A 13,078-nucleotide genomic window follows, 5' to 3' on the forward strand; every position below is an offset into this window, starting at 1 on the left:
CACACCGGCGGTCCAGGTGCCGACCGGTGTGCCGCTCTCGGTGCGCTCAGGCCGCGGGTTCCGCCGCGTCGGCCGACTGGACCAGGGAGTCGTCCTCCGGGCGGGCCCCGGACAGGCGGTGGCGGGCCGCGATGACGGCCATGTCCACGTCCTTGGTGCCGGTGGCGACGCACAGCGAGTAGGAGATGTCGGCGAGCCGCTGCCGTGCCTGCGGTGTGCTCTCCTCCGCCCCGAGCAGTGACAGGGCCTCGTACTGGGCGATGAGGTCCTCGAGTACCGCGGGGTGTGCCATCAGCATGGGCGCCGCCTCCTGGTGTCTTGCCGTCTTGCCATGCCTCGCCGTGGTGCGAAGTCGCAGCGCGAATACCCGCCGCCGCGTCCCGCATGCATCCCGGATCCCACGGTCCTCTCCGACCTCGGCAGGACGCCTCCCTGCTGCTCGTCCTGGACGCCGCCGGGCTCGACCGGACCGCCGCAGTCGACCTGCCCCGGGCGGCGGGGAGGTCTGAAGCGGGGCGGGCCCGCCGGTGCGCGGCTCCCGGGCGTACGTGTACGCGCCGGGGCGGCGCGGTGCCGGCCCGGCGGGGCTGCGGAGGGCGGCGGTACCTCTGTCCGCCCGAGCCGCAGGTCACCCGGTCGGGTGCTCTCCGGCCGACGCCCACCAGGAGAAACGATGCGGCCGTGCTCCGTCCCCGATCATGCCCCTGTGACTCTGCAACGTCGAAGGGCCGTGCGCCGCCGGGTCGTTCCCGCCGCGCTCGGCACCCTCAGTGTCCTTTCGCTGGTGTCCGCACTGCCCGCCGCCGCACAACCGGCGCGCCCGGACGCCCGTCCCCCCGCGCTCGCGCCCCGGCCGGTCACGGTCGCGGAGGCGCGCACCGACGCCTACCTCCGGTCCGTGCACGACCGGCCCGCGGCCCTGCGCGACTTCTTCCGGCAGCTGCCCAAGGGCGGGGACCTGCACAACCACCTGTCCGGCGCGGTGTCCACGGAGTACCTGATCGAACTGGCCGCCGAGGACGGGCTGTGCGTCGACACCGCCACCCTGACCGCCGTCGCCCCACCCTGCGGCACCGGCACCCGCCCCGCCGCCGACGCGCGTACGGACCGCGCCTTCCACGACGCCCTCGTCCGCGCCTGGTCCATGGAGGACTTCCCGCCCGGCCAGAGCGGCCACGACCACTTCTTCGACACCTTCGGCAAGTTCGGCGAGGTCACCTGGCGGCACCGGGGCAAGCTCCTCGCGAACGTCGCCGACACCGTCGTCCGCGACAACCAGTTCTACCTCGAGACGATGGTCACCCCCGCCTCCGACGGAGCGAGGAACCTCGCCGCCGAGGTCGGCTGGGACGACGACCTCGCCGCCCTGCACCGCAAGCTGCTCGCGGGCGGCAGGCTGGACAGGCTCGTCGCCGACGCCCGCAAGGAGGCCGACGACGGCGACGCCGAGTTCCGCGCCGCCGAGCACTGCGGCACCCCGCAGGCCCGGCCCGCCTGCGGTCTCGTCGTCCGTTGGATCTCCCAGGCGTCGCGCGGCAGTTCGCCGGAACGCGTCTTCACACAGCTCGCCCTGGGCATGCGGCTGGCCGAGGCCGACCCGCGCTTCGTCGCGGTCAACCTCGTCCAGCCCGAGGACTGGGACAGCTCCCTGCGCGACTACAGCCTGCAGATGCGCATGGTCGGCTACCTGCGCACCCAGTACCCGAGGGCCCATGTCAGCCTGCACGCCGGCGAGTTGTGGCCGGGGCTGGTCAAACCCGAAGATCTCGAGTTCCACATCCGGGAGGCCGTGCGGGTCGCCCGCACCGACCGCGTCGGACACGGCGTGGACCTCGTCCACGAGGACGACTGGCAGCAGACCGCGCGCACCATGGCCACCCGCCGGATCGCCGTCGAGGTGCCCTTCTCCAGCAACGCCCAGATCCTCGGCGTCAAGGGCGCCGACCACCCCTTCACCACCTACCGCCGCTACGGCGTCCCGGTCGTCATCGCCACCGACGACCCCGGTGTGTCCCGTATCGACATCGCCCACGAGTACCAGTACGCCGCCGGTACCTACGGGCTCGGCTATCCCGAGCTGAAGGACCTGGCCCGAGCCTCGCTGGAGTACGGCTTCCTGCCCGGCGCCGACCTGTGGCGGGGCAACCCCACCGCCGACGGCTACCGGCCGGTGGCGGCCTGCCGCGGGGAACGCCCGGGCCTGCCCGTGCGCGGAGCGGCCTGCCGGCACCTCCTCGTGGACAGCCCCAAGGCCCGGCTCGAATGGCGTCAGGAGGCCGCCTTCGCCGCCTTCGAGCAGGCGCACACCCGCAAGGCGCACTGAGCTCGCGGCCGGTGGGCCGGGGCGGGCCGACAGCGGCCCGCCCCGGCCCACCGTCATGTCCGAGGAGGCGGGTGCAGGCCGTCGAGGGGCTTTCGGCCGACCGCGGGCCTGTGGCCAAGAACCAACCAAGGGCACAACCGGTAGCCCCCGTTCCGTCGACGCGGTCCCGCTTCGCCGGCACCGGTACCGCCGCGCTCGCGGGCCGTCGCGGAGCCGTGCCCGCACCGTGCTCCGGGAGGCCCGGTGCGGGGCCGACGCGGCATCCGGCCCCGCCGTCCGGCTGCGGGCGACACCCCCGCGCGATCCCGAAGACGCCGAGGTGGAACGCGCGTTCGGAGGGTGACGGGGCCGTCCCGGCGGGGCGCTCGCACGGCCCGGCGCGGGCGCTTCCCTCCCGCCCGGCTCCCGCCGCCCTTCGCCACCCGAACCGCCACCGCCCCGCCGAGTCGCCCGTCGGAACGACGTGCCCGGGACGCGCGCGCCCCGCGTCCGGCGGAAGGCTTGATTCCGTAATTCGGTGGCTGAAAATCGCCCTCCCCGCGGCAACCGTTCCCGGCAGTCGATCACCTAAGTCCCGCCCGAAGGACCGGCGTTGCCCTCTCGGCCCCCGTTCGACGGCCGGACCAGCGGTTCGTCGTCCGCCGTCCCTCACGGCCGTCTCGCGGGGCGAGGGAAATCAGGCTCTACGGGTCGCTTCGGGACGCCTCAGGACAGCTGCACTTTTCCGTCAGCTTTCGTCCGACGCCCACAAAAGCTACACAGAGCCATCACTATGTGACGCGACGGATGCGTCGACGACCGGCTTCTGAGGGGGAACGCCGGCGTCGCGCAAGGGGTGCGTCCGCTCCACGGGAGCGCGCTCACCCCTGCCCGGGGAGGGGACTTCACCGCATGCAGCGGACCTTACGCACCACCGTGCCGACGGTGGGCGTGCTCGACGCCGCGCTCGGCCGCCAGGCCGGTCCGGCGCAGGCCGACACCGGCGCGCCGCGAGCCGGCCTCGTCGTTCCGGACGTGAGCGACGGCGGCCCGGCCACCGAGACCACGGCAGGCGGACCCGGCGCCACCGGCACGCCGTACGCCACGGCCCGCCCCACCCGGTCCGGCCTCGCACACTCCGACCGCCCCACGCCCGACGTCGTCCTCCGCACGGACACCGCCGACGGCCGGACCAAGGCGACACGCCGCACCGCCGTCCTGCCCGGCGGCAACCCGGTCGCGACCGTCCCCGGCCGCGCCCACCCGGGCGAACCGCCCGGCCGGACCGCCTTCCGCGGCAGCGGGCCCACCCGCCTCCTGCCGCCCGCCGCCACGGCCACACCCGAGGCGGCCACCGTCCCGGCACCCGCACCGAAGGTCCGAAGGGCGTGACCGTACAGGTCCCGTACGCGCCCGACAACTGATCAGCGCACCGATCCCAGGGCCCGCCCGGTCGCTCCCGACACGGGACGCACAGGCCCGGATCCCGGCCGCCCGATCGCTGCCGGCGCCCACACGACCACCCCACACCTCGGCCGTGGAGCACAACAGCCATGCATGTTCATCCCGGCGCGCGCCGCCACGGCGCCGCGCACGTCACCCTGCTCACCGAAGGCACCTATCCGCACAGTCACGGCGGCGTCAGCGTCTGGTGCGACCAACTCGTCCAGGGCATGCCCGACCTCGACTTCGACGTCATCGCCGTCACCGGCACCGGGCGCGAACCCGTCGTCTGGGACCTGCCCGCCCACGTCCACGACGTGCTCACCGTCCCCATGTGGGGAGCGCCACCGGACGGCCGCCCGCCCCGCGGACGCTCCCGCAACCGGCTCGCCGCCGCCTACGAACGCTTCCTGACCGCCCTTCTCGATCCGCACACCGAGGACGAGTTCGCGCCCGCGCTGTACGCCCTGGCCCGGGCCGCGGCCGACGGCACGCTCAGCCCGTTCCTGCGCGGCGACCGGGCCGTCGCCATCCTCGCCGCCGTGTGGAACCGCCCGGGACTGGCGGTCCGCGAGGCCCGGCCCACCCTGCACGACGCGGTCACCACCACCGCCCTGCTCGAACACGCACTGCGCCCACTGGCCGCACCGCCGCCCCGTCACGGGGTGGCCCACGCGGTCAGCGGCGGTGTCGCGGTCCTGCCCGGCCTCGCCGGACTGGACCGGTACGAGGTTCCGCTGCTGCTCACCGAGCACGGCGTCTACCTGCGCGAGCGCTACCTCGGCTACCGCACCGCCCCCTACCGCTGGCCGGTCAAGGCGGCCCTGCTCGGCTTCTTCCGGCTGCTGGCCGAGGAGAGCTACCGCCGGGCCGCCCTGATCACCCCCGGCAACCGCTACAACCGGCTCTGGGAGGAACAGGGCGGCGCCGACCCGCAGGCGATCCGCACCGTCTACAACGGCGTGGACCCCGCGGCGTTCCCGGCGGCCGGCCCCGAACCCGACGTGCCCACGCTCAGCTGGGCCGGCCGGGTCGACCCGATCAAGGACCTGGAGACCCTCGTACGCGCCTTCGGTCTGGTCCGCGCCGAGATCCCCGAGGCCCGGCTGCGGCTGTTCGGCGGCACCCCGCGCGGCGGGGAGGCGTACCGGGAGCGCTGCGAGGCGCTGGCGGCCGAACTGGGCCACGCGGACGCCGTCACCTTCGAGGGGCGGGTCGACGACATCAAGGACGCCTACGCGGCGGGGAACGTCGTGATGCTCTCCAGCATCAGCGAGGGCTTCCCGTTCACCCTGATCGAGGCCATGTCCTGCGGCAGGGCGACGGTCTCCACCGACGTGGGCGGCGTACGGGAGGCCGTCGGCGACACGGGCCTCGTGGTGCCGCCCCGCGACCCCGCGCGCATGGCCGCGGCGGCGCTGGAGCTGCTGCGCGCCGGCGAACGGCGCAGGGCGATGGGGGAGGCGGCCCGGCTGCGGGTGATCGAGCAGTTCACCCTGCGGCGGACCATCGACACCTTCCGCTCGATCTACTTCGAACTGGCCACGCACACCGAGCCGTTCACGGCCACCGGCCAGGAGCGGGACCTCCGGATCGCGGCGGGGAGCCTGGCCGGATGAGCGGACCCATGGCCCTCGAACCCGGCGGCCCCGAACAGGACACCCTCGCGCTGCGGCTCGCCGAGCCGCCCGCGCTCCGCGACGACCGCACCCCGGCCCTGCGCCTGCCCGGCCAGGGCCCCGACGAGGAGGAGGTGAGCCGGCTGGCCGCCGAACTCGCCGACCGCGTCGGCCCCGCCGTCCACCCCTACGAGGTCGCGGCCCTGCTGGAGGCCGAAGGCCTGACCGCCGACCGGATACGGGAGCACTACGGCCACCCCGGCCTCTTCTCCCTCGCCACCGCCCTCCACGAGCGGGTGCCCCGCACCTTCCCGGAACCGGCGCGAGCGGGCGACCCCTGGCGCCCGGACCACGTCCGCTGCCTGCTGCGCGGCGTCCTGTTCGCCCTGCCCGGACTGGCCTACCTGCTGACCGCACCCCTGTGGCACCCCGGACGGCACGCCACCGCGCTCGTCGCCGCCGGTCTCGTCTCCTGGGCGTGGGGGCAGGGACTCGGCCACCGCGCCCACCTGCGGATGACGACCGGACCCAGGGAGGCCGCCCGCACCCTGCTGACCGGCGCGCCCCTCGGAGCGGGACTCGCCACGGCCACCGCCGTCCCGTTCGCGGGCGGCCCTCCGGTGGTCCTCGCCGCGGCGGCGCAGTCGCTGTACCTGGCGGCGGCCGGCGTCCTGCTCGTGCTGGCCCGGGAGCGGCTGCTGCTCGCCGCGCTCACCCCGCTCGTCGCGGGCGCCGCCGTACTGCCCTGGTGGGAACCCGGCACCCTGCCGCGCGCCGGGCTGACCCTGCTGGCGCTGGGCGCCACGCTCGCCGTCACCGGCCACGCGCTGCGCGGTCCCCTCACCACTCCGGCCGCGGAGGGCGGGCGGCCACCGCTGCTGCGGTCCCTGCCGTACGGGCTGTTCGGGCTGGCCGCGGGTCTGCTCGTGCTGCTGGAGGGACACCGGGAGCCGTACGCGGTGATCGCGCTGACCGTCAGCATGGGACCGGCGGAATGGCTGCTGTACCGCTACCGGGGTCTGTCCGTCGCGGCCCTCCGCGCGACCGCCACGCCCGCCGGATTCCTGCTGCGCTCGGCGGCCGTCCTCGGCCTGTGCCTGCTGGCGTACCTCGTCCCGCTGCTGCCCGCCGCCCACCTCACCGGCGCCACCCCGGCCGGCCTGCTCCCGCTCGCGGCCACCCTGTGGACCGCGCTCCTGCTCCAGGCGTTCGGGACCGCCTGGCCACCGGCCGCGATCTGTCTGGCCGCCGCGGGCGCCGCCGGCGCGGTCACGCTGCTGCACCTGCCCCCGGGCCCGGCCGCCGCACTGCCGCTGTGCTGCTGCGCCGCCGCCCTCTGTCTCGTGGCGTGCGCGCTGCGGCTGCTCGGCCGCCCCGCCCGTCACGCCTGATGCCCCGTCAAAACACCAACTGTGAGGACCTGTCAGTTGACCTCCGCACCGCTCGCCGCCGTCACCGGAGCCGACGGCTTCATCGGCTCCCACCTCACCGAGGCCCTCGTGGCCTCCGGACACCGGGTCAGAGCCATGGCCCAGTACAACTCCTTCTCCTCCTACGGCTGGTTGGAGTCCCTGGCCCCGGACGTCCTCGAACAGGTGGAGATCGTCCTCGGCGACGTCCGTGATCCCGGCTCGGTCCGCGGGCTCCTCGAAGGCGCCGACATCGCGTACCACCTGGCCGCCCTGATCGCGATCCCGTACTCCTACCAGGCCCCGCACAGCTATGTGGAGACCAACGTCACCGGCACCCTCAACGTGCTGGAAGCCGTGCGCGCCCTCGGCACCCCCCGGCTCGTGCACACCTCGACCAGCGAGACCTACGGCACCGCGCTGACCGTGCCGATCACCGAGGACCACCCCATCAACACCCAGTCCCCGTACGCCGCTTCGAAGGCCGGCGGGGACCGGCTGGCCGACAGCTACCACGCAAGTTTCGGCACCCCCGTGGTCACCCTGCGCCCGTTCAACACCTACGGCCCCCGCCAGTCCATGCGGGCGGTCATCCCGACCGTCATCGGCCAGGTCGCGGCGGGGGAGCGCACCCTCACTCTGGGCGATCTGAGGCCCACCCGCGACTTCACCCTCGTCAAGGACACCGCGCGGGCCTTTCTGGCCGTCGGCACCGCGCCCGGCGAGCAGGTCGTCGGCCGCACCTTCAACGCCGGTACGGGCGGCGAGATCTCGGTCGGCGACCTGGTCGCGCTGATCGGCAAGGTGATGGACACCGCCCTCGACGTCCGCGAGGACCCCGAGCGCATCCGGCCCGCCGCCTCCGAGGTGATGCGGCTGGTCGCCGACGCCACCCGGCTGTCCGCGGCCACCGGCTGGCAGCCCGCGCACACCCTGGAGCAGGGCCTCGCGCACACCGTGGAGTTCTTCCGCGACCCGGCCAACCTGGCCCGCTACAAGACCGGCATCTACAACATCTGACCCGTCCGGCACGTCCCCCGTGTCCTTGCGTCAACGAAGGAGGAGCCCCATGCACGCTGTGATCCTGGCGGGAGGCAAGGGCGTCCGGCTGCGCCCCTACACCACCGCGCTGCCCAAGCCACTCGTTCCCATCGGCGACCAGCACGCCATCCTGGAGATCGTGCTGCGCCAGCTCTCGGCGGCGGGATTCGACCGCTGCACCATCGCGATAGGCCACCTCGGCGAGATCATCCGCGCCTACGTCGGCGACGGCTCGCAGTGGGGCATGAGCATCGACTACGCCACCGAGGAGAGCCCGCTCGGCACGATGGGCCCGCTCCTCAACCTCCGGGACCGGCTGCCCGAGGAGTTCCTGGTCATGAACGGCGACGTCCTCACCGACCTCGACTACGCCGACGTCCTGCGCCGGCACGGACGGTCCGGCGCACCGCTGACCATCGCCACGTACGCACGCAAGGTGCACATCGACTTCGGCGTCCTCACCACCGACGCGAGCCGGGTCGTCGCCTTCACCGAGAAGCCGAGCATGGACTACCGCGTCTCCATGGGCGTCTACGGTCTCAGCCGCACCACCCTCGACGACTACACCCCGGGACTGCCGCTGGGCTTCGACGAACTGGTCCTCGACCTGCTCCGCGCCCAGAACCCGCCGCACGCCTACGAGTTCGACGGCTACTGGCTCGACATCGGCCGCCCGGACGACTACGACCGGGCCAATGCCGAGTTCACCAGCCGCAAGTCCCTGCTGCTCAAGGGAGCCTGAGTCCCGCATGCGCATTCTTGTCCTGGGCGGCACCGGATATCTGGGCCGCCACGTGGCCGACCGGCTGCGCGCCCTCCCGGGCGCGCGGATCCTCACCGCCGGCCGCTCCGACGCCGCCGAGTTCCGTGCCGACCTCGCCACCGACCGGCCGGAGCAGCTCGTGCGGACCCTGGCGGCGGCCGCGCCCGACGCCGTGGTCAACTGCGCGGGCGCCACCGGCGGCGACGCGGTGAACCTGGCCGAGGTCAACGCCCGCGGCCCGGCCGCGCTCTGCGCCGCGCTCCGCGAGGCGGCCCCCACGGCCCGCCTGGTGCATCTCGGCTCGGCCGCCGAGTACGGCCCCGGCACCCCGGACGAGCCGGTCACCGAGTCCGCACCGGCCCGGCCGGTCACCCCGTACGGCGCGACGAAGCTGGCGGGCACGCTCGCGGTGACCTCCGCCGCCCTGGACGGCGTGGTGCTGCGGGTCGGCAACCCGGTCGGCGCCGGCGCGCCGAGGGCGAGCCTGCCCGGCCGGATGGCCCTGCTGCTCCGCTCGGCCGGCGCGGACCCCGGCGCGGTGCTGCGGCTGGGAGACCTCTCCGCGTACCGCGACTTCGTCGACGTGCGCGACCTCGCCGGGGCGGTCGCCCGCGCGGTCACCACCCCGGGGCACCTGCCGCCGGTGCTCAACATCGGCGGGGGAGTGGCAGTTCCCGTACGGGAGTTGGTGCACGGACTCGCGCATCGGGCCGGCTTCCTGGGGCGGCTGGAGGAGAGCACGGGCGGCTCGGCCCGTTCCGCGCGGGTGTCGTGGCAGTGCTCCGACATCACCGCCGCCGAACGGGCGCTCGGCTGGCGGCCCGTCCACGGTCTCGACGACTCCCTCGACGCGCTGTGGGCGGCCACGGTGGAGAACGGGCGGGTGGCGTGAGCCTGCTGATACCGCTGTACGTGCATCCGGCCGAGGATCCCGGCGCCTGGCACCGGCTGATCACCGCGGCCACCCGGACCTACGCGGTCGTCCTCAACCCGGCGAGCGGCCCGGGCACCGCCCCGGACCCCGCGTTCGCGGCGGCCGCCCGGTCCCTGCGCGCGGCGGGCGCCCGCCTGCTGGGCTACGTCGACACCGACTACGGCGTACGGGACCGGGCGGCGATCACCGAGGACGCGCGCCGCCACCAGGCCTGGTACGCGGCGGACGGCTGCTTCCTCGACCGGGTCACCGCGACCACGGCCGGGCTGCCCGCCTGCCGGCACCTGGTCCGGGACCTGCGCCGGCTCGGGGTGGGCACGGTGGTCCTCAACCCGGGCGTCCACCCCGCGCCCGGATACACCCGGCTCGCGGACCTGACCGTCACCTTCGAGGGGCACTGGAGCACGTACGTCTCGGCGTTCACCCGGCCGGAGTGGACCGCGCGCCATCCTGCGGACCGGTTCTGCCACCTGGTGTACGGCGTGCCGGAGGTCCTCGTCCCGCTCGCCGTGCGCACCGCGCGCGAGCGGGGCGCGGGTGTGTGCGGTCCGGTGACGGGCGAACCGCCCAATCCCTGGGCGGGGTTGAGCCCCGCGCTGACGGGTGGGGAGGGTGTGGAAGGCTGAGCGTCACCGCAGGAGCGCAACGGGAGGAACCGCCGCATGGCCCTGATCCACCACACCACCGTCAAGCCCACGAAGGTCAAGCTGCTCACCGACTGGCTGCCCACCCGCCCCTGGTACCGCGGCGGTCCGGCCGCGCCCGTGCTGGAGAGGTCCGGCGGCTTCCGGCTGGACGATCCCGAGGGCGAGGTGGGCATCGAGTTCATGGTGGTCACCGACACGTCGGGCCCCGAGCGGACCGCCTACCTGGTGCCGCTCACCTACCGGGGTGCCCCGCTGGAGGGCGCCGAGCACGCCCTGGTCGGCACGATGGAGCACGGCGTGCTGGGCAAGCGCTGGGCCTACGACGGCTGCCACGACCCGGTGCTGGTCACGGAGTTGCTGTCGCTCCTCGCGGGCGGGGCGCAGGCGATGGCCCAGAGCATCACCGACACCCCCGACCACGAGGTGACCCGCTCCTGCACGGGCGCGCCGCTCGCCCCGGCGGGCTTCGCGCCCGAGCCGGTGGACGATGAGGAGGGCACCCGCCTTCCCGCGCCGGGTGGTTCGACCCTGCACGTCCACCGTGTCCTCCTCCCCGTCGCCGAGAACCCGCCCGCGCCGCCGCAGGGAGCCCTCGGCCATGTCGCCTCCGGCTGGAGCGGCCCGGCGGACACCCGCCTGCGCGCGGTCTTCATGACCCTGCGCACGCGCTGACGGAAGGCCCCCGACGCGACCCGCCGCCCGCCGTCACCGAAACGGCGGGCGGCGCCCCACTGCGGCGACAGCCACGCCGCGGCCCACGGGCGTGTTCCTCCGTGCCGGGCGGTGTCGATCCGCAGGTGCGCCTTCCGCTTCCCGTCCCCGCCGAACCGTCGGAGACATCTGGCATGGACCGGTCAAATCTGTCACTCTTTCGGCAGCCGCCGCCCTGACCCCAGGAGGGCGCGGCAGCTCCTCCGCACTGCGATCACGCAAGCACCGTCCACGGCCGCCCCGGCGCACCCCAGCCGGCCGGGTGGCCTTCGAGCAGGCCGGGATCCCGGCCGCCGCAAAGGAGTAGCGTGTGAGATCGACCCCCCACAAGGCCCTCGGCATCGGTGCCCTCACCGTCGCCGCGGTGGCCGCCCTCGTGCTTCCCGGCACTCCCGCCGTCGCCCGGCCGGACACGGCCCCCGCCGCCTGCACCCCGGCGCAGGTGGTCACCAACGGCGGTTTCGAGAGCGGTACTTCACCATGGACCGCGTCCTCCTCCACCGTCGTCACCAGCCGTTCCGGGCAGACCGCCCACGGCGGCAGCTCCTACGCCTGGCTGGACGGAGTCGGCAGCACCCACACCGACACCCTCACCCAGAGCGTCACCGTCCCGGCGGGGTGCAGCACCGCCACCCTCACCTTCTGGCTGCACATCGACACGGCCGAGCGGACCACGTCCGTCGCCTACGACAAGCTGACGGCCAAGGTCGGCAGCACGACGCTGGCCACCTACTCGAACCTCGACAAGAACACCGGCTACGTACAGAAGTCGATCGACGTGTCGTCGTACGCCGGGCAGACCGTCAGCCTGTCCTTCACCGGCACCGAGGACTCCAGCCTCCAGACGAGTTTCGTCCTGGACGACGTCGCCCTCGACACCTCCGGCGGCACCACGCCTCCGCCCGGCGACTCCACCCGCACCCCGGCAGCACCCTCGTACACCGTGAACCTGAGCAGCGACACGAGCGGCACCGTCTGGACCGGGCACGAGAACGTGACCTTCACCAACGCGTCCGCCACCGCGCTCGGCGAGCTCTACCTGCGGCTGTGGGACAACTACCACGGCACCTGCGGCTCGATGCCGATCAAGGTCAGCAACGTCACCGGCGGCACCGCCGGCGACCTCTCCGTGGCCTGCACCGCCCTGAAGATCACCCTGCCGGCCCCCCTCGCCCAGGGCCAGAGCGCCACGATCGGCTTCGACCTCGGCATCACCGTGCCGAGCGGCGCCGACCGCTTCGGCCACGACGGCGCCTTCAGCTTCATCGGCAACGCGCTGCCCGTCCTCGCGGTCCGCGACGGCGCCGGCTGGCACCTGGACCCCTACACCAACAACGGTGAGTCCTTCTACTCCCTGGCCGCCGACTTCAACGTGACCCTCGACCATCCGAGCACCCTGCTCGTCCCGGCCACCGGCACCTCCACCGACACCCCGGGCACGAGCGGCCGTACGGTCACCACGGCCACCGCGAGCAAGGTCCGCGACTTCGCCTGGGGGGCCGGGCCCTTCACCAAGATCTCCGGTACCTCGCCCGGCGGTGTCCCGGTGAACGTCTACTCCGTCACCGGCATCAGCTCCTCCAGCGCCCAGTCGATGCTCAGCACCGCCAAGACCGCCGTCGACGCCCACGCGGCCCGCTTCGGCGCCTACCCGTACGGCGAGCTGGACGCCGTCATCGACAACAACTACTGGTTCGGCGGGATGGAGTACCCCGGGTTCGTCCTGGACCTCGTCAGCACCACCGCCCTCACCCACGAGATCGGCCACCAGTGGTGGTACGGCATCGTCGGTGACGACGAGTACAACAGTCCCTGGCTGGACGAGGCGTTCACCGACTACGCCACCGACCTCGCTCTCGGCAAGACCGGCACCAACTGCTGGAGCAGCGTCTCCTGGGCCTCGAGCGCCGAGAAGATCACCAACCCGATGGCCTACTGGGACGCCCACTCCTCGCGCTACTCCACCGTCGTCTACGGCTACGGCAAGTGCGCCCTGCACGACCTGCGGCGCGTCCTCGGCGACACCGCCATGGCCAAGCTGCTGAAGGACTACGCGACCGCCCACTGGTACGGCGTGTCCACCACCGCCGAGTTCAAGGCGGCCGCCCAGGCCGCCACGAGCACGGACCTCACCTCCTTCTGGAGCACGCACCGCATCGACGGCTGACCCTTCGGCGGCCGCCTCGGCGACGGCCGGCCGGAGACGGGC

11 protein-coding genes are annotated in these 13,078 nt (G+C 74.0%); 10 read left to right on the top strand and 1 reads right to left on the bottom strand.

The features are described from left to right. Positions 1–46 precede the first annotated feature (46 nt). Complete coding sequence (locus BLW57_RS36090) at positions 47–298, bottom strand: DUF5133 domain-containing protein (RefSeq protein WP_093479898.1); 252 nt, start codon at positions 296–298, stop codon at positions 47–49. Between the two features lie 375 nt (positions 299–673). Between BLW57_RS36090 and BLW57_RS36095 the strand changes: the two genes are divergently transcribed. The 10 genes from BLW57_RS36095 (at position 674) to BLW57_RS36140 (ending at position 13,036) form a co-directional block, all read left to right on the top strand. Continuing rightward, positions 674–2,323: an adenosine deaminase family protein gene (locus tag BLW57_RS36095; RefSeq protein WP_176985856.1), complete on the top strand. Its 1,650-nt coding sequence runs from the start codon at positions 674–676 to the stop codon at positions 2,321–2,323. 891 nt (positions 2,324–3,214) lie between these two features. Next, positions 3,215–3,694 (top strand): hypothetical protein, encoded by a 480-nt coding sequence (locus BLW57_RS36100; RefSeq protein ID WP_093479900.1) that lies wholly within the window; start codon positions 3,215–3,217, stop codon positions 3,692–3,694. A 161-nt stretch (positions 3,695–3,855) separates the two neighbouring features. Beyond that, positions 3,856–5,364 carry a GT4 family glycosyltransferase PelF gene (gene pelF / locus BLW57_RS36105; protein WP_093479901.1) on the top strand — a complete coding sequence of 503 codons (1,509 nt, stop codon included), beginning with the start codon at positions 3,856–3,858 and terminating at the stop codon, positions 5,362–5,364. Then, the gene (locus BLW57_RS36110) at positions 5,361–6,755 is read left to right on the top strand and encodes a hypothetical protein (RefSeq protein ID WP_093479902.1); all 1,395 of its coding nucleotides are present in this window, start codon (positions 5,361–5,363) and stop codon (positions 6,753–6,755) included. The genes pelF and BLW57_RS36110 overlap by 4 nt, the downstream gene beginning before the upstream one ends. A 36-nt stretch (positions 6,756–6,791) precedes the next feature. Beyond that, positions 6,792–7,793: a GDP-mannose 4,6-dehydratase gene (locus tag BLW57_RS36115; RefSeq protein WP_093479903.1), complete on the top strand. Its 1,002-nt coding sequence runs from the start codon at positions 6,792–6,794 to the stop codon at positions 7,791–7,793. Between the two features lie 49 nt (positions 7,794–7,842). Next, positions 7,843–8,556, top strand: coding sequence for a nucleotidyltransferase family protein (locus BLW57_RS36120; protein ID WP_093479904.1), 714 nt, complete (start codon positions 7,843–7,845; stop codon positions 8,554–8,556). 7 nt (positions 8,557–8,563) lie between these two features. Further along, on the top strand, positions 8,564–9,469 hold the full coding sequence (locus BLW57_RS36125) for an NAD-dependent epimerase/dehydratase family protein (RefSeq protein WP_093479905.1): 906 nt from the start codon (positions 8,564–8,566) through the stop codon (positions 9,467–9,469). Further along, positions 9,466–10,137 (top strand): spherulation-specific family 4 protein, encoded by a 672-nt coding sequence (locus BLW57_RS36130; RefSeq protein WP_093479906.1) that lies wholly within the window; start codon positions 9,466–9,468, stop codon positions 10,135–10,137. The genes BLW57_RS36125 and BLW57_RS36130 overlap by 4 nt, the downstream gene beginning before the upstream one ends. A gap of 36 nt (positions 10,138–10,173) precedes the next feature. Further along, entirely contained in the window at positions 10,174–10,830 is a 657-nt protein-coding gene (locus BLW57_RS36135) for a maltokinase N-terminal cap-like domain-containing protein (protein WP_093479907.1), read from the top strand. Positions 10,831–11,179: 349 nt separating this feature from the next. After that, positions 11,180–13,036, top strand: coding sequence for a M1 family metallopeptidase (locus BLW57_RS36140; protein ID WP_093479908.1), 1,857 nt, complete (start codon positions 11,180–11,182; stop codon positions 13,034–13,036). Positions 13,037–13,078 lie beyond the last annotated feature (42 nt).

Origin of the sequence: Streptomyces sp. 1222.5 (assembly GCF_900105245.1) — a bacterium.
In the GTDB taxonomy this organism is placed as follows: Bacteria; Actinomycetota; Actinomycetes; order Streptomycetales; family Streptomycetaceae; genus Streptomyces; species Streptomyces albidocamelliae.